The 20,443-nt window shown below is 71.5% G+C and carries 16 protein-coding genes and 2 pseudogenes; 6 read left to right on the forward strand and 12 right to left on the reverse strand.

Annotated features, from left to right (window positions below):
* The 5 genes and pseudogenes from AOK09_RS13295 to clpB all read right to left on the reverse strand — a co-directional run.
* Window positions 1–522, reverse strand: a pseudogene (locus AOK09_RS13295) (carbon monoxide dehydrogenase subunit G); the annotation flags it as partial.
* A 104-nt stretch (window positions 523–626) separates the two neighbouring features.
* Entirely contained in the window at window positions 627–2,141 is a 1,515-nt protein-coding gene (locus tag AOK09_RS13300) for a polyamine aminopropyltransferase (RefSeq protein ID WP_055587378.1), read from the reverse strand.
* A 131-nt stretch (window positions 2,142–2,272) separates the two neighbouring features.
* Complete coding sequence (locus AOK09_RS13305; protein ID WP_055587379.1) at window positions 2,273–2,794, reverse strand: DUF2617 family protein; 522 nt, start codon at window positions 2,792–2,794, stop codon at window positions 2,273–2,275.
* A 645-nt stretch (window positions 2,795–3,439) separates the two neighbouring features.
* Complete coding sequence (locus tag AOK09_RS13310) at window positions 3,440–3,988, reverse strand: type III secretion system chaperone family protein (RefSeq protein ID WP_055587380.1); 549 nt, start codon at window positions 3,986–3,988, stop codon at window positions 3,440–3,442.
* 255 nt (window positions 3,989–4,243) lie between these two features.
* Complete coding sequence (gene clpB / locus AOK09_RS13315; RefSeq protein ID WP_055587381.1) at window positions 4,244–6,868, reverse strand: ATP-dependent chaperone ClpB; 2,625 nt, start codon at window positions 6,866–6,868, stop codon at window positions 4,244–4,246.
* Between the two features lie 259 nt (window positions 6,869–7,127).
* On the opposite strand from clpB, the gene AOK09_RS13320 reads away from it, so the two are divergent.
* Window positions 7,128–7,427, forward strand: coding sequence for a response regulator transcription factor (locus AOK09_RS13320; protein WP_157875888.1), 300 nt, complete (start codon window positions 7,128–7,130; stop codon window positions 7,425–7,427).
* A gap of 44 nt (window positions 7,428–7,471) precedes the next feature.
* On the opposite strand, the gene AOK09_RS13325 is transcribed toward AOK09_RS13320, so the two are convergent.
* Window positions 7,472–8,062 (reverse strand): hypothetical protein, encoded by a 591-nt coding sequence (locus AOK09_RS13325; RefSeq protein ID WP_055587383.1) that lies wholly within the window; start codon window positions 8,060–8,062, stop codon window positions 7,472–7,474.
* 606 nt (window positions 8,063–8,668) lie between these two features.
* Here AOK09_RS13325 and AOK09_RS13330 point away from each other — a divergent pair.
* Window positions 8,669–8,950, forward strand: coding sequence for a helix-turn-helix domain-containing protein (locus AOK09_RS13330; RefSeq protein WP_055587384.1), 282 nt, complete (start codon window positions 8,669–8,671; stop codon window positions 8,948–8,950).
* Between the two features lie 335 nt (window positions 8,951–9,285).
* Here the strand turns inward: AOK09_RS13330 and AOK09_RS13335 are convergent, their stop codons facing one another.
* The 4 genes from AOK09_RS13335 to dnaK all read right to left on the reverse strand — a co-directional run bounded on the left by AOK09_RS13335 (window position 9,286) and on the right by dnaK (window position 13,590).
* Window positions 9,286–9,825 carry a heat shock protein transcriptional repressor HspR gene (locus tag AOK09_RS13335; protein WP_079063020.1) on the reverse strand — a complete coding sequence of 180 codons (540 nt, stop codon included), beginning with the start codon at window positions 9,823–9,825 and terminating at the stop codon, window positions 9,286–9,288.
* 4 nt (window positions 9,826–9,829) lie between these two features.
* Entirely contained in the window at window positions 9,830–10,987 is a 1,158-nt protein-coding gene (dnaJ, locus tag AOK09_RS13340) for a molecular chaperone DnaJ (RefSeq protein ID WP_055587385.1), read from the reverse strand.
* 99 nt (window positions 10,988–11,086) lie between these two features.
* The gene (gene grpE, locus AOK09_RS13345; RefSeq protein WP_055587386.1) at window positions 11,087–11,737 is read right to left on the reverse strand and encodes a nucleotide exchange factor GrpE; all 651 of its coding nucleotides are present in this window, start codon (window positions 11,735–11,737) and stop codon (window positions 11,087–11,089) included.
* Window positions 11,734–13,590, reverse strand: coding sequence for a molecular chaperone DnaK (gene dnaK / locus AOK09_RS13350; RefSeq protein ID WP_055587387.1), 1,857 nt, complete (start codon window positions 13,588–13,590; stop codon window positions 11,734–11,736). Before dnaK ends, grpE begins: the two co-directional genes overlap by 4 nt.
* Window positions 13,591–13,904: 314 nt before the next feature.
* Between dnaK and AOK09_RS13355 the strand changes: the two are divergent.
* From AOK09_RS13355 to AOK09_RS13370, 4 genes and pseudogenes are all read left to right on the forward strand, one after another.
* Window positions 13,905–16,115: pseudogene (locus AOK09_RS13355) on the forward strand (heterodisulfide reductase-related iron-sulfur binding cluster); the annotation flags it as partial.
* 658 nt (window positions 16,116–16,773) lie between these two features.
* Entirely contained in the window at window positions 16,774–17,721 is a 948-nt protein-coding gene (locus tag AOK09_RS13360; RefSeq protein WP_055587388.1) for a Yip1 family protein, read from the forward strand.
* 86 nt (window positions 17,722–17,807) lie between these two features.
* Entirely contained in the window at window positions 17,808–18,731 is a 924-nt protein-coding gene (locus tag AOK09_RS13365) for an alanyl-tRNA editing protein (RefSeq protein ID WP_055587389.1), read from the forward strand.
* 329 nt (window positions 18,732–19,060) lie between these two features.
* The gene (locus AOK09_RS13370) at window positions 19,061–19,309 is read left to right on the forward strand and encodes an LppU/SCO3897 family protein (protein WP_456153966.1); all 249 of its coding nucleotides are present in this window, start codon (window positions 19,061–19,063) and stop codon (window positions 19,307–19,309) included.
* A 91-nt stretch (window positions 19,310–19,400) separates the two neighbouring features.
* Here the strand turns inward: AOK09_RS13370 and dcd are convergent, their stop codons facing one another.
* Window positions 19,401–19,976, reverse strand: coding sequence for a dCTP deaminase (gene dcd / locus AOK09_RS13375; protein WP_055587391.1), 576 nt, complete (start codon window positions 19,974–19,976; stop codon window positions 19,401–19,403).
* A 60-nt stretch (window positions 19,977–20,036) separates the two neighbouring features.
* Window positions 20,037–20,273 (reverse strand): hypothetical protein, encoded by a 237-nt coding sequence (locus tag AOK09_RS13380; protein WP_407675398.1) that lies wholly within the window; start codon window positions 20,271–20,273, stop codon window positions 20,037–20,039.
* Window positions 20,274–20,443: the final 170 nt, after the last annotated feature.

Here is a 20,443-nt window from a genome sequence, read left to right on the forward strand (position 1 = left end):
GGCTGAGCCGCCGGGCCCGGCCGCGAGGCCGTCCTGGACGCCCTCGGCGTCCGCCGGCTGCTCGGCCTCCTCGGCGGCGGCCGCCGTCAGTGCGACCGCGAAGCGCTCCAGCAGCCGCCGTCCGGCCGCGGCGACCGTGGGGGCGTCCAACTCGGCCAGTCGCCCCTTGGCGACCACCTCACCGGTGACCACCAGCAGGGCCGTGTGGGAGGACTCCTCCCGGACCGCGATCCGCAGCACCGCGGACGCCTCGCCCGTACCGCGTGACTCCTGGCCGTCCGCCACCACCGACACCGACACCGCACCGCCGTCCGCGGCGTGCTCGGGGGTGACGGTGAACTCGCCGCGATAGGTGATGGTGGCACCGCCCGCCCGCAGCCGCAGCCGTGCCGCGGCCGGCCCGCCGGCCTGCGCGGGACGGTCCACGGTCAGCCCCGGCACGCACCGGGCCGGCAGCCCTGGCTCACACAGCGCCTGCCGGACGAGCCGGGCCGGCAGCGGGACGAGGACCTGATGCTCCATGTGTGGAGCCTACCCACCGGCCCCGGGGCGGGAAGAGCGTTGCGGCGGACACGCGGCGCGCCCGGCCGAAATGGCGACCCCGCCCGCGCCCCGGCCCGGCGGGCTCACTCCAGCGGGTGAAGCAGCGTGGCGGCCTCCGGAGCCCGGTGGCCGCGGTGCAGGTCCCGGCCGGTCGCCGGTGGGCGCGGCAGCGCACTGCCGCGAGCGGGAGCCGCCAGCAGAAACCCCTGTTCCACCGGGTCACCGCAGCGCGCCGATCCGGCCGGGACCGCGAAGGGGACGGTGTGCAGGGCGGCGGAGCGCAGAGTGGCCTCCACGCCCCAGAACCGCTGCCACCCGGCCTCGTCCAGCGGCCCCGCGTACACCGCGAGCCGGCCGCCGGGGGCCAGCAGCCGCGCGGCCAGGCCGTAGAACTCCTCGGTCCACAGCTCGGCGCCGCGCTCCCCCGCGGTCTCCGGCCGGTCCGCGAGGATCACGTCGAACGGCCGCCCGGCGGCCGCTCCGCGCAGCCAGGCCAGCGGGTCGGCGGTCTCCACCCGGACCCGGGGATCGTCCAGTGAGCGCCGGTTGAGCGCGACGAACGCCGGGTCGTGCCTGGCCAGCCGGACCAGGGCGGGATCCGGGTCCACCGCCAGCACACGGCGTACGCCGGGATGGTCCAGCACCTGGCGCGCCGTGAGGCCGTCACCGCCGCCCAGCACCAGCACCCGGCTGTGCCTCCCCGCCATGGCGGGCTGCACCAGGGCCCTGCGGATCGGCTGCTGGTCCGCACCGCACACCGCCAGCCGACCGTCGAGATAGAGCCGCAGGCCGGCGCCGGTCGGCGCACCGGTGAGCACGATCTCCTGATGGGGACTCTGCTCGGCGAAGCGGACCCGGTCGCCGTAGAGGGCGTGGCGGGCCGCCCTCTCCACGCTGGAGGTACCGGCGGCGGCGGCGCCGAGGGCGGCCAGCACCAGTCCGCAACCCGCCCACAGCAGCAGCCGGGTACGGGGGGCGGGCTCGTCCCGGAAGAGCCACAGCACCACCACTCCGCCGGCCACCGCGTTGACGGCGCCCGCCACCAGCGCGCCGGCGGCCTGCCCGAAGGCGGGGAGCAGCAGGAAGGGGAAGGCCAGCCCGCCGACCAGGGCACCCACGTAGTCGGCGGCGAACAGGTCGGCGACCGCCCGGCCGGCGTCCTGGCGGCGGATGCGCTGGATCAGCGTCATCAGCAGCGGGATCTCCGCGCCGATGAGCATCCCGATCAGGGCGGCCAGTGCGACCGTCACCGCCCGGCAGTGTCCGAGCCAGACCCAGCAGGCGTAGAGGCCCAGCCCGGAGAGCCCCCCGACCAGGGCGAGCACGGCCTCCACCACGGCGAAGGCGGTGGCGGGACGGTGGGTGAGGTGCTTGGCGAGCAGTGAGCCCATGCCCATGGCGAAGACCATCACCGACAGCACGACGGAGGTCTGGGTGACCGGGTCGCCCAGCAGACGGCCGCCGAGTGCGACCAGCTCCAGTTCGTAGACCAGACCGCAGGCCGCGCAGACGAAGGTCGCCAGCAGCACCAGCAGCCGGGCGGCGCCCGGCGCTATGCCCGCCGGCTGCCGGCGGGGGTCGGGCGGGGCGCCGGTCACGGGGCGGAGCGTGGCCGTTCCAGTCGACTGCTCGATCACAAAGAAACGCTAGGCGACACCTGCCGGAATTCTCGTCACCCGATTGAGCGATAGATCGCCGGAATTCCCTGACACCTCGCCCTGGTGAGCGATTAACGGAGCTGAACGACACTTTCCGGAGTCAGCGCCGACCGCGTGCAGACCAGCGTCCCCTCCTGTGGATAGGCGTGCCAGGTGCGCCACTGGAGCCGTTGCCCGTCGCCGTTCGCCACCAGTGCCGTGAAGGCGCTGGGATCGCCGGGGAAGATTCCGGCGAGGCCGCTGGGGTGGCCCTCCATCAGGGCCAGCAGTTCCTGGGCGCGGGCCGCGAAGGCGTGGCGCGGCAGCGTCTCGATCCGGGCCGCGAACTCGTACTCCCACCCCCGCAGCCGCTCCGCGACCCTGGCCGGCAGCGGTGCCCGCCGGCCCGGCAGGCAGGCGACCGTCTCGGAGCAGATCCCCTGCTCGTCCGCCAGCAGGACCTGGTGCGAGGCGCCCAGCAGCCGCAGTTGCAGCGCGGCCGGACCGAAGTCCAGGTCGAGCACGGCGAGCGCGGGCAGCGGAGCGCTGCCCAGGCACCATGCCAGTTCGCCGGCCCGGGTGTCGGTGTAGGAGGTCTGCAGTGTGGTGAGCATTTCTCGGCTCCGCGTGCTCGCCGACATGGCCGGCCGTGGCGGGGAAGGAGACGTCGATGACTCAGAGAGGAAAGCATGAATTCCGGGCGTCCGCCGGTGATTTACCCATCTGAGCTACGAACGGCCATTCGTCACGAACAGCCGTTTCGGCTGCGACCCCCCGGTTCCCTCTTCCGATCAGCTCGAACCACAGCTGGAACCGCAGCTCGAACCGCAACTGGAGCCGCAGCTGTGGCTGTGCCCGCTCGAACCGCAGCTCGAGTGGTGGCCGCCCCCGGAGTGGTGGCCGCCGCCTCCGCTGCCCCCGTCACCCGCCGCCCACCAGCTGCCGCCGTCGCTGCCCGACGAGCCCGACCAGCGGCCCCGGCGCCTGCCGGCCCTGCCCGCGCCTCCCCTGGTCGCGCGCCGTACGGCGCCTGCCAGGCCGATCAGGGCCCCGATGATGATGATCCAGACGAGTACCACGGCTTCCCCCCTGTGCTGTGCTGTCGCCGTTCCTGCTCGCGGTGTCCCCCCGCGCGCGCCCGGCCAAAGCAGACTTGAGCAAGCTCAGAGCTTGTCCGCCGCCGCCCCCGGAGGAAGGCCGAAGGGCCCGGCCCCGGTGAACGGGGAGCCGGGCCCTTCGGCGCAGCGCTGCGGAGGGTGTCAGCCCTCGTCGGAGTCGGCGCCGGGCTGGCCGTCCTCGCCGTCGACCTCCTTCTGCAGGCCGAGACGCTCGACCATCCACTGCTCGAAGCCGACGGCGGCGTTGGTCCAGTTGGCGGTGGTGGCCACGAAGTACTCCAGGTTGACCCCCATGCCGACGATCATCTGCGACTCACCGATGAGGCGGACCACGCCGTCCTCATGGGTGTGGGTGTAGACCTTGGGCCACAGGGTGTCCCGGTTCCACTCGTCGATCAGATCGAGGATCTCGCCCTTCTGCTCGATCGGGTACGCCCGGTCGTAGAAGGCGCGGACGGCGAAGAGCTCGTTCTCCTCGCCCCGGAACATGTAGTAGACCCGGAAGCCCTCCCACGGCGCGGTGAGGTCCCCCTCCTCGTCCACGACGTGCTTGAGCTGCATCTGGTCCAGCAGCTGCTTGACCAGATCCTGGTCCGGCACCACCACCGGCGGCGTCTGGTTCGGCTGGCCGCCGCCCGGCTGCTGCGGGGGCATGCCGAAGGACGGGATGGAGGACGGGTCGATACTCACAGCTGGTCCCTTCGATACGGTTCGGCTGCCATCCTCCCCCATAGCTCCACCGCGGCGCAGCGTCCGCCGGATGCTTGTCCGCAGGGAGGGACGGAGGCCCTCGGATCCGGTGCGAAGGTCCTTCGAGGACGGCCGGCAACGGTACGGCTCACTACGCTGCCGCCACCTCCACTCAGCCTGCCCGCTCGACCACCGCTGACACACCTGGGACGACCCCCGTCCGACCGTTTTCCCCTGTCCGACCGCTTTCCCCCGTCAGACCGTCTTGGACAGGGACGGCCCTGTCTCGGCGGTGCCCACCGTCAGCCGGTCGCCCGTCTCGTCCCGGTCGACCAGCACGGTGTCACCGTCCTGCACCTGCCCGGAGAGGATCTCCTTGGCCAGCTGGTCGCCGATGGCCGACTGCACGAGGCGGCGCAGCGGCCGGGCGCCGTACGCCGGGTCGTAACCCGTGAGCGCCAGCCAGTCGCGGGCCGCGGGGGTGACGTCCAGGGTGAGGCGGCGGTCCTTGAGGCGGTCGGCGAGCCGGGCGACCTGCAGGTCGACGATCCGGGTCAGCTCCTCGGTGCCCAGGGCGTCGAAGACCACGATGTCGTCCAGCCGGTTGAGGAACTCGGGCTTGAAGGCCGCCCGCACGCTCTCCAGCACCAGGTCCTTCTTGCGCTCCTCCGGCGTCGCGGGATCCACCAGGAACTGCGACCCCAGGTTGGAGGTGAGGATCAGGATGGTGTTGCGGAAGTCCACCGTCCTGCCCTGCCCGTCGGTCAGCCGGCCGTCGTCCAGCACCTGCAGCAGCACGTCGAAGACCTCGGGATGGGCCTTCTCCACCTCGTCCAGCAGCACCACGCTGTACGGGCGGCGGCGCACCGCCTCCGTCAGCTGGCCGCCCTCCTCGTAGCCGACGTAACCGGGAGGGGCGCCGACCAGCCGGGAGACCGAGTGCTTCTCGCCGTACTCGCTCATGTCGATGCGGACCATCGCCCGCTCGTCGTCGAAGAGGAAGTCGGCCAGCGCCTTGGCCAGCTCGGTCTTGCCGACACCGGTGGGGCCGAGGAAGAGGAAGGAGCCGGTGGGCCGGTCCGGGTCGGCGATGCCGGAGCGCGAGCGCCGCACCGCGTCGGAGACCGACTGCACGGCCGTCCGCTGGCCGATCAGCCGGCGGCCGAGTTCCTCCTCCATCCGCAGCAGCTTGGCGGTCTCGCCCTCCATCAGCCGGCCGGCGGGGATGCCCGTCCAGGAGGCGACCACATCGGCGACGTCGTCCGGCCCCACCTCCTCCTTGACCATGGAGGAGGTGGCGGTGTCCTCGTCCTCCGCCCGTGCCTGGGCCTCGGCGAGCTCCTGCTCGGCCGCCGGGACCTCCGCGTACATCAGCCGGGAGGCCGTCTCGAAGTCGCCGTCGCGCTGAGCGCGCTCCAGCTGCCCCTGGAGGCCGTCCAGCCGCTCCTTGAGCTCACCGACCCGGTTGAGGCTCTTCTTCTCCTGCTCCCAGCGGGCGGTCAGCCCGGACAGCTGCTCCTGCCGGTCGGCGAGGTCGCGGCGCAGCTTCTCCAGCCGGGCCACGGACGCCGGATCCGACTCCTTCTCCAGGGCCATCTCCTCCATCCGCAGCCGGTCGACGGAGCGCTGCAGCTCGTCGATCTCCACCGGGGAGGAGTCGATTTCCATCCGCAGCCGCGACGCGGACTCGTCGACCAGGTCGATCGCCTTGTCGGGCAGGAAGCGCGAGGTGATGTAGCGGTTGGAGAGGGTGGCGGCGGCGACCAGTGCGGCGTCCGCGATCTGCACCTTGTGGTGCGCCTCGTAGCGGCCCTTGAGGCCGCGCAGGATGGCGATGGTGTCCTCGACGGAGGGCTCGCCCACGAAGACCTGCTGGAAGCGGCGCTCCAGCGCCGGGTCCTTCTCGATCCGCTCGCGGTACTCGTCCAGCGTGGTGGCGCCCACCATGCGCAGCTCACCGCGGGCCAGCATCGGCTTCAGCATGTTGCCGGCGTCCATCGCGGAGTCGCCGCCGGCGCCCGCGCCGACGACGGTGTGCAGCTCGTCGATGAAGGTGATCACCTGGCCGTCGCTGGCCTTGATGTCGTTCAGCACGGCCTTGAGCCGCTCCTCGAACTCACCGCGGTACTTGGCGCCGGCGACCATGGCGCCCAGGTCCAGGGCGACCAGGCGCTTGCCGCGCAGCGACTCCGGCACGTCACCGGCCACGATGCGCTGGGCCAGCCCCTCCACCACGGCCGTCTTGCCGACGCCGGGCTCACCGATCAGCACCGGGTTGTTCTTGGTGCGGCGGGAGAGCACCTGGACGACCCGGCGGATCTCCTGGTCACGGCCGATCACCGGGTCCAGGCGGCCGGACCGGGCGGCCTCGGTGAGGTCGGCGCCGTACTTCTCCAGCGCCTTGTAGCTGCCCTCCGGGTCGGGGCTGGTCACCCTGGCGCTGCCGCGGACCTCCTTGAAGGCGTCCAGCAGCGCCCTGGGGGTCGCCCCCTCGGAGGTGAGCACATCGGCGATCTGGCCGCCCTCGGCGGCGATGCCGACCAGCAGGTGCTCGGTGGAGACATAGGCGTCGTCAAGATCGGCCGCCCGCTTGCCGGCGTCGGTGATGACCGCCATGGTCTGCCGGGCCAGCTGCGGGGCGGAGACGGTGGAGCCCTGGGCGCTGGGCAGCGCCTCGGCCAGGCGCTGGGCGGCTGCCCGCACCCGCTGCACATCGGCGCCGACGGCCTCCAGCAGCGGCCTGGCGGTGCCCTCGGGCTGCTCCAGCAGGGCGAGCAGCACGTGCACCGGCGCGACATCGGGGTTTCCCGCATTCGCCGCCTGCCGGATGGCTGCCGACAGCGCCTCCTGGGTCTTGGTGGTGAACTTGCTCGCGTCCACTGTCTGCGCTTCCTCCGGATCGCGGGTGGCAGTCGGCGGTCACCGACCTGCCTTGTGCAACGTAAGACAAGTTGAGTCTAATCCGCTCAAGGTTGAATTGGCGAGCCGGCCACTCACATTGCGTCACCTTGCTGCAGATGCATGAACATGAGCGGAGGGACGCCTTGCCCGCGGCCCGCACGCTGGGAAAGAGTCGATCTGTTCTTGGGAGCGCTCCCAGAGACCAGCTGCCGTTCTTGCACGCCACAGGGGGTCTGCCGTGCTCACTCAGCAGAAGGAACGACCACGCGAAGCATCCGGCCGCCCGGTGCCCGGGCCGCCCCCGCCCCCGGACCGGGCGGCGCAGGCGGTCACCCGGCTCAGCAGCCGCGAGCTGGAGATCTTCACCCTGCTTCCGACCGGCGACTCCAACCGCGAGATCGCCAGGACCCTGGGCATCGCGGAACGCACCGTACGGTTCCATGTCGCCGCGATCCTGAAGAAGCTGGCGATGCGGTCACGAGTGGAGGCCGCCGTGGCCGCGTACGCCCACGGCACCCGGGAGCCCTCGCCGAACTGACCTGACCCGGCCCCGCAGCCGGTGCAGCAGATGGAGGTGCGCTGTCAGCCCTCGCCGACCGCGGCCCGGTGCAGACCGAAGAGGTCGTCCTCCGGGGCGGTCCAGAAGCCCTCGCTGTTGGAGAGGGCCATGCCCGCCCAGTCGAGTGCGGTCTCCACGGTGTGCCCCAGGGCGTCAGGCGACCAGGAATCGTCGAAGACCAGCGGGAGTACGGGGGCGACCTGCTCGATGGTGGCGATCAGCGGGTTGTAGGTGACGGCCTCCTCGACCAGGAGCACCACGGGCTTGCGCAGCGCCGAGGCCCAGCCGAGCTCGAGGCTGACGCCGGCCGACAGGGGGGCGCCCACATAGGCGAAGACCAGGTCGGCGGACTGCATGGCCCGGTAGTCCGAGGGGACTCTCGGTTCGGGCACCCTGCCGGCCACCGTCCAGGCATCGCTGTGGTGGGCGCTGAACACCGCGGCGCCGGAGCGCAGCAGTGCGGAACGCAGTGCGGTGAGCCGAGTGCGGCTGGCCAGCGTGACCACGCTGTCGGCTGGGCCGGTGAGCCGCATCAGCGGTGCGGCGAGGAACACTCGGGCACGTCGGGGGGTGTGCATACGGTGCGCGCCGGGACGTGCGAAGACATCACTCATTGTCGACTCCGGGGGAACGGCCGACCGGGGGAATGCCTGCCCCTGGTGACGGTGCGGTGAGCGGGACGATCGGCGGCCGGGCCCGGCGCCTTGAGGGGGTAGCACCGATCGTCCATCCCGCGCGCACCGCGCGTCCACTGGCACCCCGTGTCATCTCGATGCCTGGCAGCGAGATGACGCACCACCCCCGCCGTACGACGGGGGTCCGCCCCCGCTTCACGCAGGGGTTGGACGCCCGACGGCGGCTCATGGTTCCGCCGCAGCCCCCGCCAGGTGGTTGTCGATGTTCCGACAGCCTTCCAGTCCCCTCATCTCATTGCAAACGCAGGAAGATGATCGCGTGCACGCCTTGTGGCGCGCGGGTACGCGCGAGAGCGTGGAGCCACGCCGGGGACGGGGCAGTGCGGTCCCAGGGGAGTCCCCGGCGGTGGCAGCGTTCCGCCGACCGCCGGCGGTGGCGCCCGCTGGGGGGCGGCGCGGCACCGGGTGGCCTCACCCTGACTGCCACGGGTGCGGCCGGCGCCTCAGCGAGCGCCGGCCGCGCCCCGCCGACCACCCGGCTACCGGCCACCGGCCCAGTGAGGACAGGGGAGCACCGGCGCAGTCATGACGCGGGAGACGGGCACACCCGAACGGACCGACTTCGGAGTTCTGCTGAGGGAACTGCGCCAGCAGGCGGGTCTGGCTCTCCAGGAGCTCGCCGAGGCCACCGGCATCGGCACCCGGACTCTCGCCGCGCTGGAGGACGGACATGACGCACCCAGACCCTCCACCGTCGAGCTGATGGCGGCGGCTCTCCGGCTGCCCGCCCCGATCAGCGAGACCCTCTGGCAGGTCGCCCACCGCCGCTGGCTGCAGAGCCCGGGCCATCGGGGCCGCCCGGCCTGAGCACCCGCCCTCCGGGGGCCGACAGGCCCTCAAAGAGCCCTCCGCGCAGCCTGGCTGAGCCCAGATCGACTCCAGGGCGGGGACACGCACACAACGGCCGGAACGTGCCCCTCGGCCGCCGTCGCGCCGTCGCGCCGTCGGCATGCTGCCCCGTCCGGCCCTCGCCCGGGCAGAGCAGCACACCGGGTCGGCAGCGCGGATCGGGGCGGCTGCGTCCGGGGTCCCCACCGCCGCGGCGAAGGCCTTCGTTCACGGGGCCTCAGGACATCCCCGCTGCAAAGCCGCAGGCCGCCGCCCACTGACCTGCAGTGGGCGGCGGCCTGCGGCACCTGTCTCTACTGCCCCGAGCGCTTGGTCTTGGGACGCCAGACCACCAGGGCGCTGGACTGCTGCACCTGCTGGTACGGCACCAGGTCGCGGCGGTAGGAGGCATGGACCGCAGCCTCCCGCTGCTGTATGGCGGCGGCAGCGCCCTCGACCGCGTCAAGGAGCTCGGCGACCCGGTTCTGGAGGGCGGTGACCTGGTTCTCCAGCTCGATGATGCGCTTGATGCCGGCGAGGTTGATGCCCTCCTCCTGGGAGAGGCGCTGCACCTCGCGCAGCTGCTCGATGTCGCGGGCCGAGTAGCGGCGGCCGCGGCCCACCGCGCGGTCCGGGGAGACCAGACCGAGGCGGTCGTACTGCCGGAGGGTCTGCGGGTGCAGCCCGGACAGCTGGGCGGCGACCGAGATGACGTAGACGGGGGTGTCCTCGGTCAGGTGGTAGGGGTTGCGGGGCAGCCCGCCTGCACCGTCCGTCGTACGGGACGGGCGCGGCCCGCCCGGCAGGCCGTCGCCCACACCGGGTCCGATGCCTCCGGTGCCTCTGGGGTCCATCAGGTCACGCTCCCTCCGCCGCCTTGAAGAGCGCGGCTCGCGGGTCGTCCGAGGCGGTGGCCTCACGGTACTGCTCCAGGGCCGCAAGCGCCTCGTCGGCCAACTCGTGCGGCACCACGACCTCCACGGTGACCAGGAGGTCACCACGGGTGCCGTCCTTGCGGGTGGCGCCCTTGCCACGGACCCGCAGGGTCCTCCCGTTGGCGGTGCCCGGGGGCAGCTTGAGCTTCACCGACGGGCCGCCGAGGGTCGGTACCTCGATGGTGCCGCCCAGCGCCGCTTCGGGGAAGGTGACCGGCACGGTCACGGTCAGATTGTCGCCCTTGCGCCCGAACACCGGGTGGGGGTGGACATTGACGGTGATGTAGAGGTCGCCGGGCTGGCCGCCGCGCTCGCCCTGGGCGCCCTTGCCCTTGAGCCGGATCCGCTGCCCGTCCTGCACCCCGGCCGGGATGCGGACCTGCATGGTGCGGGCGGAGGTGGCCCTGCCGCTGCCGTGGCAGACGTCGCAGGGGTCGTCGACGATCAGCCCGCGGCCCTTGCAGTCACGGCACGGGTCGGAGAGCGCGAAGGCGCCCTGCCCGCGGCTGACATGGCCGGAACCGACGCAGGTGGGGCAGACCCTGGGGGTGGTGCCGGCCCTGGCCCCGGTGCCGGAGCACGCCTTGCACGGCGCCTGGCTGGTCATCCGGATCGGCACGGTGACGCCGTCGACGGCCTCGTCGAAGTCCAGGGTGACGTCGGACTCCACATCGGCACCGCGGCGCGGCGCCTGCCGGCCGCCCCCGCGGTTGAAGAGCCCGCCGAAGACATCGCCGATACCGCCGCCGAAACCGCCGCCGGAGCCGCCCTGCTGGCCGTTGAAGAGGTCGCCGAGGTCGAAGCCGAAGCCCGCCCCGCCCTGGCCGGCGCCCCGGAAGCCGCCGGCGAAGAGGCTGCGGGCCTCGTCGTACTCCTTGCGCCGTCCCGGGTCGGACAGCACGTCATTGGCCTCGGAGATCTCCTTGAAGCGCTCCTCCGCCTTGGCGTCGCCCTTGTTGGCGTCGGGGTGGAATTCCCGCGCCAGCTTCCGGTACGCCTTCTTGATCTCTGCCGTGGAGGCGTCCTTGGGCACGCCGAGGACCTTGTAGTAGTCCTTCTCCACGTAGTCCTTGGTGCTCAACGGAGACTCCTCCTTCCGGCGGTGCACTCGGTCACTGCGACGGCGCCGCGGAACCGCGTACCGGGGATCCCGGCACACGGCTCCGCAGCGCCCGCACGGTCAGCTCTCCTCGGCACCGTCGCCCTTGGCGTCCTCCGCGTCGGGAGCGGCCGTGGACTGGGTACCCGGCTGCGGCTCCGCCACCGCCACCATGGCCGGGCGGATGATGCGCTCACCGATGCGGTAACCCGGCTGCAGGATCTGCACACAGGTCGTCTCGGTGACGTCCGACGAGTAGCTGTGCATCAGGGCCTCGTGCACGGTCGGGTCGAAGAGCTCGCCCTCCTTGCCGAACTGCTGCAGCCCCAGCTTGGCGACCACGGTCTCCAGCGACTCGGCGACCTGCTTGAAGCCACCCACCAGTTCACCGTGCTCACGGGCCCGGCCGATGTCGTCCAGGACCGGGATCAGGCTCTCCAGGACATTGGAGACGGCGATCTCACGCACCGTCAGCCTGTCCCGCTCCACCCGCTTGCGGTAGTTCTGGTACTCGGCCTGCAGCCGCTGCAGATCGGCGGTGCGCTCGGCCAGCTGGCGCCGGACGGCGGCCGCGCCGTCGTCCGCGCCACTGCCCTTGGCACCCGCGTCGGCGCCGGCGTCGCCCTCCGCGGTGGCCTCCGACGCCGCCTTGTCAGCGGCGCCGGCGGCCTGGGCACCCTCGGAGGCGTCGCCGGGCTCCGATGCGAAGCCCTGCGGGTCCTCCGTGGTCACGCGGCACCACCCTCACGCTTCTCGTCGTCGACGATCTCCGCGTCCACCACGTCGTCCTCGGCGCGGGCCTCGCCCGCCCCGGGGCCGGCCGCGGCACCCGCCGCACCGGCGGCGTCGGCACCGGCGCTGGCGTACAGGGCCTGGCCGAGCTTCTGCGCGGTGGTGGAGACCTTCTCGGTGGCCTCGCGGATCTCGGCGACGTCCTCGCCCTTGAGCTTCTCCTTGAGGTCGGCGACCGCGGCCTCGACCTCGGACTTCACATCGCCCGGCACCTTGTCCTCGTTGTCCTTGAGGAACTTCTCGGTGGTGTAGACGAGCTGCTCGGCCTGGTTGCGGGTCTCGGCGGCCTCGCGGCGCTTGTGGTCCTCGTCCGCGTACTGCTCGGCCTCACGCATCATGCGCTCGATGTCGTCCTTCGGCAGCGCGGAGCCACCGGTGACGGTCATCCGCTGCTCCTTGCCGGTGCCGAGGTCCTTGGCTCCGACGTGCATGATGCCGTTGGCGTCGATGTCGAAGGTGACCTCGATCTGCGGGACGCCGCGGGGCGCCGGCGGCAGACCGGTCAGCTCGAACATCCCGAGCTTCTTGTTGTAGGCCGCGATCTCGCGCTCGCCCTGGTAGACCTGGATCTGCACCGACGGCTGGTTGTCCTCGGCCGTGGTGAAGATCTCGGAGCGCTTGGTCGGGATCGTGGTGTTGCGCTCGATCAGCTTGGTCATGATGCCGCCCTTGGTCTCGATACCGAGGGACAGCGGGGTGACGTCCAGCAGCAGGACGTCCTTGACCTCACCCTTGAGCACACCGGCCTGCAGGGCGGCGCCGATGGCGACGACCTCGTCCGGGTTGACTCCCTTGTTGGGCTCCTTGCCGCCGGTCAGCTCGCGGACGAGCTCGGCGACGGCGGGCATACGGGTCGAGCCGCCGACCATGACCACGTGGTCGATCTCGGACAGCTGGATGCCGGCGTCCTTGATGACGTTGTGGAACGGGGTCTTGCAGCGCTCCAGCAGGTCTGCGGTCAGCTGCTGGAACTGGGCCCGGGTGAGCTTCTCGTCCATGTGCAGCGGGCCCTCGGCGGAGGCCGTGATGTAGGGCAGGTTGATCGAGGTCTCGCTGGAGGAGGAGAGCTCGATCTTGGCCTTCTCGGCCGCCTCACGCAGGCGCTGCAGCGCCATCTTGTCCTTGGACAGGTCGACGCCGTGGCCGGAGTGGAAGGTCTTCACCAGGTGGTCGACGACGCGCTGGTCCCAGTCGTCACCACCGAGGTGGTTGTCACCGTTGGTGGCCTTGACCTCGACCACGCCGTCGCCGATCTCCAGCAGCGACACGTCGAAGGTGCCACCACCGAGGTCGAAGACCAGGATGGTCTGGTCGTCCTTCTCCAGGCCGTAGGCGAGAGCGGCGGCGGTGGGCTCGTTGACGATGCGCAGGACGTTGAGGCCCGCGATCTCACCGGCCTCCTTGGTGGCCTGCCGCTCGGAGTCGTTGAAGTACGCCGGGACGGTGATGACGGCGTCGGTGACCTTCTCACCCAGGTAGGCCTCGGCGTCCCGCTTGAGCTTCTGCAGGATGAAGGCGCTGATCTGCTGGGGGTTGAAGTCCTTGCCGTCGATGTTCACCTTCCAGCCGGTGCCCATGTGGCGCTTCACCGACCGGATGGTGCGGTCCACGTTGGTGACCGCCTGACGCTTGGCGACCTCGCCGACAAGCACCTCGCCGTTCTTGGCGAAGGCGACGACGGACGGCGTGGTCCGGGCGCCCTCGGCGTTGGTGATGACGGTGGGCTCACCGCCTTCGAGGACGCTGACGACGGAGTTCGTCGTACCGAGGTCGATGCCGACCGCGCGAGCCATCGTTGAATACCTCCACCAGAAGTTGAGCTGAACAGGCTCAAGCGTGCCTCACCGGCGCAGCGCTGTCAACAGAGGTGAGTCAGGCCCGCTCAAGTTTCCTGCCGATGGCCCAGCGGGTGGCGGGATTCGCCCGGCAGGGTGAGTGTTGCCTTACGTGACAGCGGCCATAGCCGGGGGATCTTCTGAACGGACCACACCGCCCAGTAGTGTCCGACCCGCCCCGCCCTCTTAAGTTACCGATGGGTACACTCCGAGGGAGGGGAGAAGTCCAGCCCCCACCAACCACCCCACCGCCGGAGGAGACGGAGCAGCCGATGCAGCTCGCAGCGATCGTCATCTCGCTGGTCACCAGCGTGATCGGCATCGCGCTCGCCGCCCGCGCGGCCGCGTACATCTACAAGGTCGTCACGGTCGGACAGCCCGACGACACCCGTACCGGCAACCCGGCGCAGCGCACCAAGACCGTGGCCAAGGAGTTCCTCGGTCACACCCGGATGAACAGGTGGGGGGTCGTCGGCGTCGCCCACTGGTTCGTCGCCGTGGGCTTCTTCTCCCTGGTGCTCACCCTGGTGAACGCCTTCGGGCAGCTCTTCGACGCGGAGTGGCTGCTGCCGGTCATCGGGGACTGGGCCCCCTTCGAGGTCTTCGTCGAGCTGATCGGCACGCTCACCACGCTGGGCATTCTGGTGCTGATGGTGATCCGGCTGATGAGCCTGCCCTCGCGGGCCGGCCGCAAGAGCCGCTTCGCCGGCTCCATCGCCTGGCAGGCCTTCTACGTCGAGTACACCATCCTGGGCATCGGCCTCTGCATCATGCTGCTGCGCGGCCTGGAGGGCGCGCTGGCCGGAGTGGACTCCTACCAGGCCTCCTACCTCGTCAGCTATCCGCTGGCGCGGGCGTTCAGCGGCCTGTCGCACGGTGCGCTGGAGAACCTGGTCTACCTCTTCGCGATGCTGAAGATCTGCATCTCCTTCGCCTGGGCGATCACCATCGGCATCAACCCCTCCATGGGTGTGGCCTGGCACCGCTTCCTCGCCTTCTTCAACATCTTCTTCAAGCGCGAGGAGGACGGCGACGTCGCCCTGGGCGCACTGCGCCCGATGACCTCCGGTGGGCAGCCGATCGACTTCGAGGACCCGGCGGACGACGCGGTCTTCGGCGTCTCCCAGGTCGAGCACTTCTCCTGGAAGGGCATCCTCGACTTCTCCACCTGCACCGAGTGCGGCCGCTGCCAGTCGCAGTGCCCCGCCTGGAACACCGGCAAGCCGCTCTCCCCCAAGCTGCTGATCATGAACCTGCGGGAGCACGCCTTCGCCAAGGCGCCCTACCTGCTGGCCGGCGGCGGCAGAGACATGGAGGGCGAGGAGCAGGCCACCGCCGAGCAGCTCGCCGGCGTCCCGGCGGCCGCGCTGGCCGAGGCCGAGCGCCCGCTGGTCGGCACCCTGGAGGAGAACGGGGTCATCGACCCCGACGTGCTGTGGTCCTGCACCACCTGCGGCGCCTGTGTCGAACAGTGCCCGGTGGACATCGAGCACATCGACCACATCGTCGACATGCGCCGCTACCAGGTCATGATCGAGAGCTCCTTCCCGACCGAGGCCGGGACGATGCTCAAGAACCTGGAGAACAAGGGCAACCCCTGGGGCATGGCCACCAAGGCCCGCCTGGACTGGGTAAAGGAGCTGAAGAAGGAGACCGGCATCGAGGTCCCCGTCATCGGCGAGGACATCGACCCGGCCGAGGTCGAGTACCTGTACTGGGTCGGCTGCGCCGGCGCCCTGGAGGACCGGGCCAAGAAGACCACCAAGGCCTTCGCGGAGCTGCTGCACACCGCCGGGGTGTCGTTTGCGATCCTCGGCAAGGAGGAGTCCTGCACCGGTGACTCGGCGCGGCGGCTCGGCAACGAGTTCCTCTTCCAGATGCTCGGCGCGCAGAACGTCGAGACCCTGAACACGGTGCTGGAGGACGCCCCGGTCAAGCGGATCGTGGCCACCTGCCCGCACTGCTTCAACACCATCGCCAACGAGTACCCGCAGCTGGGCGGCCACTTCGAGGTCATCCACCACACCCAGCTGCTGCAGCATTTGATCGACGAGGGCAAGCTGGTCCCGGTCAACCCGGTCGAGGGCCTGATCACCTACCACGACCCCTGCTACCTGGGCCGTCACAACAAGGTCTACACCCCGCCGCGCGAGATCATCGGCAAGGTCCCCGGCCTGCGCAACGAGGAGATGCACCGCCACAAGGAGCGGGGCTTCTGCTGCGGCGCGGGTGGCGCGCGGATGTGGATGGAGGAGCGCATCGGCAAGCGCATCAACACCGAGCGGGTGGACGAGGCGCTCTCCCTCAACCCGGACATCGTCTCCACCGCCTGCCCGTTCTGCCTGGTGATGCTCTCCGACTCGGTCAACGGCAAGAAGAACGAGGGCGCCGCCAAGGAGCACCTGCGCGTCGTCGACGTGGCCCAGCTGCTGCTGGACTCCGTCAAGGCGCTCCCCGAGCCCGACCCCGAGCCGGAGCCCGCGCTGGTGGGCGCCAAGGCGGCGGACCGGGTCACGACCGCGCAGAGCCCGACGGCGGCGGCGCCTGCGCCGAGCCTGACGACGGCCGGGACGGCCGGGGCTTCCACGGCGGCCGGCGGGGCTGCCGAGGCTCCGCGGACCGCGGCGACCGCCGAGCCGGGGAAGGACCCCGAGGCCGCGGGTGCCCCCAAGGCCGCAGCGGCACCGGAGACCCCGGACGCTGCGAAGGCTGAGAAGGCACCTGAGGCACCGGAGGCTGCGGAACCCGAGAAGGCACCGGCGACCCCCAAGGCCGCCGAGGCCGGCGAGAAGGCCCCGGAGCAGCCTGCCGAGCAGGCCGAAGAGGCAGAGCAGGAGGCCGGGAAGGCGGAGCGGCAGGAGCGGGACCCCGCCGACTCCTGACCGGCACCGCAGACCGGCACCGGACACCCAGCGGCCCGGTCGGCCGCCGCATCCCCGCGGCGCCCGGCCGGGCCGTTCCACGTCCGGTCCCCCGGTCCGGCCGCAGCCGTGGGCCGCGCCGCACCCTGCAGCGTCCGGCACCCGCCCGCAGCGGCCGCCACCGCCCGCCCACCTGCGACGTGTCACAAGTGGGATGCAAAGAGGTCCGGGTTGCCCGGCACCGCGCAGCCCCGACACCGTCTGCGGGTACCGTCGGAGCGTGGCTGGCAACGGATACGACGACGGCCGCGGGGCGGACCCTCGGCAGGGATGGGGCCCCGCGTCCCAGCAGCACGGAAGCGGTTCGGGCGCGCCCTCGGCCCCGCCCGCGGGCGCCTTCGGCAGCTACCGCGGCGAGCAGCAGCCTGGACGGGCTGCGTACGACGACCAGGGCCCCGGCGGCGACCCGTACGGCGGCAGCCCCACCGGCATGCCCGAGTACTTCGGCGACGAGCGGCAGCAGCCGGCTCCGCGCCCGGCCGCCTGGGACAACCCCGGCCACACCCGGGCCTTCACCATCGAGCACCCCTACGGCCCCCCGGCCGGCCCCGGGTACGCCGCACCCGGTGAGGACCATGTCGCGGTCTACCGGGCCGGCGGCCGGGTCGGGCCGCCCACCGGGGGTCCCCGGCTGCACTGGCGCGACCTGCTCACCGGGATGTACCTCAACCCGTCGCAGACCTTCGAACGGATGCGGGTCCACCAGGTGTGGCTGCCCGCGCTGACCGTCTCCCTGGTCTACGGGGTACTGGCGGTCTTCGGGTTCGGCGACACCCGCAGCGAGGTGCTGCACTCCACCTTCTCGGTGGCGCTCTGGACCCTGGTCGGTGCGGCCGTGGGCTTCATCGCGGCCGGTGCGACCCTCGGCGCGGTCACCCATGCCCTGGCCCGGCAGATGGGGGGCGACGGCCTGTGGCAGCCCACGGTGGGGCTCTCCGCGCTGATCGCCTGGACCACCGACAGCCCCCGGCTGCTCTTCGCGCTCTTCCTGCCCGCCGACGGGGGCTTTGTGCAGGTCCTGGGGTGGGCCAGCTGGCTGCTCTGCGCCGGGCTGATGACGACCATGGTCCGCCGCGTCCACGACCTGCCCTGGGGCAAGGCTGCGGGGGCCGCGGCCCTGCAGCTGGTGGCGCTGCTCATCCTGATCAAGCTGCCGACCCTGAGCTGACCGGCCGCTCCCGGGCGGTGCGAGGATGGGTGCGGCCCACAAGGCCGCAGCACGCCCTGGCAACGCCACCCACCCGGAGAACCCGTATGCCCCTCCCCACCACCTCCACCCAGGTCAGCTTCCCCGCAGGCGCGACGGAGGGACGTTCACCGGTCGTCGCCGTCCACGACCTGGGCGCCGGACGGTACGGCATCGTCACCGAGGCCACCCCCTTCCACCCGCTGGACCACACCTGGCCGGACCAGCCCGCCGACACCGGCACCCTCACCGTGGCCGGCACCGGACTGGCCGTCGTCGACTGCCTCACCGGGGCCGTGGGCCCGGGCTCCGACGGCATCGTGGTCGGCGCCGACATCCCGGTGCGGCGCGGCGACGAGGACTGGGCATGGCTGGTGCTGCACGTGGTGGAGCCGCCGGAGGCGCTGCTCGCAGGGGACTTGGCAGCGGCGGACCTGCTGGGGACGGTGGCCGACCTGCGGGTCGACGCCGGCCGCCGTGCAGCCCTCTCCGCCGCCCACACGGGCTGCCATCTGCTGGCCCTGGCCCTCAACGCCGCCCTGGCCCCGCGCTGGCGCAAGGACCCCGGCCGGAGCGACGCCTTCGGGCACCCGGACTTCGACAGCCTGGCGATGTCCTCCTCGCGGATGGACACCGTGGCGAGCACCGATGTCTACCGGCTCGGCAAGTCGCTGCGGAAGAAGGGCTTCACCGCGGAGGCCACCGAGGAGTTCCCCGCCCTCGCAGAGGCGCTGCCGGCGATCACCCGGGCGGTCAACGATCAGCTCGCCGCCTGGGTCGGGGCCGACGCCGCGGTCCGGATCGAGGTCCCCGGGCCGGAGCTCACCGCACGGCGCCGCTGGGCCTGCGACCTTCCGGCCGGAACCGCCGCCATCTTCTGCGGAGGCTCCCATCTGCACCGGCTGGGAGAACTCACCTCGCTGACGGCGGATTTGACCCTCTCCGCGGACGGCACCGAACTCACCGCGGTCACCACACCGAAGCGGGCATGACCCTCCCTGATCCGCGTACGCCCGGCTTCCGCCATCAAAAGATCACGACTTTGCAACCGAACTCCACCCGTGCGTGCACAGCTCTTACACAACGCGTAGGGAATCGGTAGCGTTCCGGGATTCTCAGGTCCCCGCACCACCCTGCAAGGACGTGTTCTATGACCACTCCGGCACCGCAGCACTCCTGGCACGCTTCCGACGGCGCGCCCCTTCCGACTCCGGCCGCATCGGCCGGCGACGGCAATACCGGCGGCCCCCGCCGAAAGAGCAGGAAACCGCTGATAGCCGCAGTCGCCATCGTTGCGGTGGCGGCCGCGGCCTGGTTCGGTATGCGCTCTGCCGGCGCCGGCGAACCAGGTCACGCGGCCGTCGGGGAATGCATTCATGTGGCCGGCGCCAAGGACAACCCGAATGTGTCCACGGTGGCGTGCACCGACGACAACGCCGACTACACCGTGGTCCGCGTGGTGGAGAACTCCACCGCGACGGGAACGTGCAACAACCTGTCCGACACGGCCCTCAAGCAGCAGTCGGGCAGCCGGTCGTACGTACTCTGCGTCAACAAGAAGACGTCATGACCCGTCCGGGGCGGCCACGCGCCCGCCGAGCCGGCCGCCCCGGCCGCTCGGCAGCCGGCCGCCCCGGCCCACCGCGCCCGGTCCCGAGCCGTCAGACCTGGGTGCGGTGGAAGTTGAGGTACGAACGCGAGGGCGTCGGGCCCCGCTGCCCCTGGTAGCGGGAACCGTGCCGCTGGGAGCCGTACGGGTGCTCCGCCGGCGAGGTCAGCCGGAACATGCACAGCTGGCCGATCTTCATACCCGGGTACAGCTTGATCGGCAGCGTCGCGACATTGGACAGCTCCAGCGTGACGTGCCCGCTGAAGCCCGGGTCGATGAAGCCCGCCGTGGAGTGCGTCAGCAGTCCCAGCCGGCCCAGGCTCGACTTGCCCTCCAGCCGTGACGCGATGTCATCCGGGAGCGTGACGACCTCGTAGGTCGACGCCAGCACGAACTCACCCGGATGCAGGATGAAGGCGTCGTCCCCGTCCGGCTCCACCAGCCGGGTCAGATCGGGCTGCTCCACGGCAGGGTCGATGTGCGGGTAGCGGTGGTTCTCGAAGACCCGGAAATAGCGGTCCAGCCGGACGTCGATACTGGACGGCTGGACCATCTCCGGCTCATACGGGTCGATGAGCACCCGGCCTTTGTCGATCTCGGCCCTGATGTCCTTGTCAGAGAGCAGCACGCAAAGAGGTTACGTGCAGCAGCGGGCCCCGGCCCAATCCGCGCCGGGGCCCGCCGAGGCCTAAGCCAGGAACTCCGGCGCCTCCAGCCGCATCGCCCGTGCCAACTGCCGCACCGACAGCGCCTCCACGTCTGCAGGCACCGAACTCCGCAACCGCCCGCACCGGGGACAGCGGATCAGCCGCCCCGGCCCCAACCGCCCGGGGCCGAGATGCTGCATCGGGAACGTGCTGGTGCTGAACAGGTGCCCTTCGGCACAACGGACGACGGTGCGCTGCTCCATCGATCCCCTTCCCATCGGACGGTTCGCTCGCTGCGGACTCCCACGGTCCGCCGCGACCTCACGGCAGCGTCACATTAGGGGACGTTCCGGACATACGACACAGAAGTGCGCCGCTCACAGCAGCCCCGGGGATTCGCGGCCACCACAGTACGCCCGCACCCCCTACCCCCGCACCGCCCCGACAC

The organism is Peterkaempfera griseoplana (assembly GCF_001418575.1).
Lineage (GTDB): Bacteria > Actinomycetota > Actinomycetes > Streptomycetales > Streptomycetaceae > Peterkaempfera > Peterkaempfera griseoplana.